This window comes from Candidatus Protofrankia californiensis (assembly GCF_900634765.1).
Lineage (GTDB): Bacteria > Actinomycetota > Actinomycetes > Frankiales > Frankiaceae > Protofrankia > Protofrankia californiensis.
Map to the genome: position 1 here is coordinate 6,378 of NZ_CAAAFT010000199.1, position 1,159 is coordinate 7,536.

The following is a 1,159-nucleotide window of genomic DNA, read 5'->3' on the forward strand; positions in this document are numbered from 1 at the left end:
TCTCGGGTACGGACACGTCCACCCAGTGGCGCCGGCGGACGAACGCGTACGTCGACAGGCGCACCGGCCGGCAGTCCTGGCCAGCGAGCACCTCGTCCCAGTCGAGCTCAGCCCCGCGGACGTGCAGGCTGACGGCGGCGGCGAGCAGTGCGTCGGGTTCGGCCTGGTCCTTGGCCAGCGCCGGTACCACGGCGATGTCCGGGGTGTGCGCGGCCGGAGTGGTCAGGCAGTCCTGGGCCAGCGCCGAGAGCACACCGTCCGGGCCGAGTTCCAGGAAGGCGGTGACGCCGTGCGCCTGCAGCTGCCGGACGCCGTCGCAGAACCGCACGGCCTCCCGGACGTTGCGCACCCAGTACCCGGGCGTGCACAGGTCCGCGGCGGAAGCCGGCTCGCCGGTGACGGTCGAAACGATCGGGATGCGCGGCGGCGCGAACGAAAGGCCCTGCGCCACCTGGCCGAACTCGGCCAGCATGCCGTCCACCAGCGGCGAGTGCGAGGCAAGGCTGATCCGCAGCCGGGTGGCCTTGCGCCCCGCGGCCTCGAAATGGGCGGCGACGGCCGCGGCCGCCGGCTCCTCGCCGGACACCACGGTCGCCATCGGACCGTTGACCGCGGCAATGCTCAGGTGCTCCTCGCGGCCGGCGAGCAGCGGCAGCACCTCCTCCTCGGCGGCCTGCAGCGCGATCATCGCGCCGCCCGGTGGAAGCCCGTGCATCAGCCGCCCTCGTGCGGCCACCAGCGCACACGCGTCGGCAAGATCCAGGACGCCGGCGGCGTGGGCGGCGGTCAGTTCACCGAGGGAGTGACCGAGCAGGAAACCAGGCTGTAGACCCCACCGCCGCACCAGCCGGAACAGGGCGGTCTCCAGCGCGAACAGCGCCGCCTGCGTGTAGTCCGTGCGGCTGAGCAGCTCGGCGTCCGGCGAGCCCTCCGGGGCGAAGACGACGTCGCGCACCCCCCGGTCGAAGTAGCCGTCCAGGTGCGCGCACACGTCGTCGAAGGCCTCGGCGAAGGCCGGGAAGCGGTCGCACAGCTGCCTGCCCATACCCAGCCGCTGCACTCCCTGGCCGGCGAACAGGAACGCCACCACGCCGGCATCGCCTGCGACCGCGCGTACGAGGCCGGGAAACTCCTGCCCCTCTGCCAAGGCGTCCAGGCC

The 1,159-nt window shown here is 73.4% G+C and carries 1 protein-coding gene; it reads right to left on the minus strand.

Annotated elements, in window-relative coordinates:
• Nucleotides 1-1,159, minus strand: a 1,159-nt coding sequence (locus tag DD1DGNOD_RS10960; RefSeq protein WP_165036599.1) for an acyltransferase domain-containing protein, incomplete at both ends; no start/stop codon positions are given.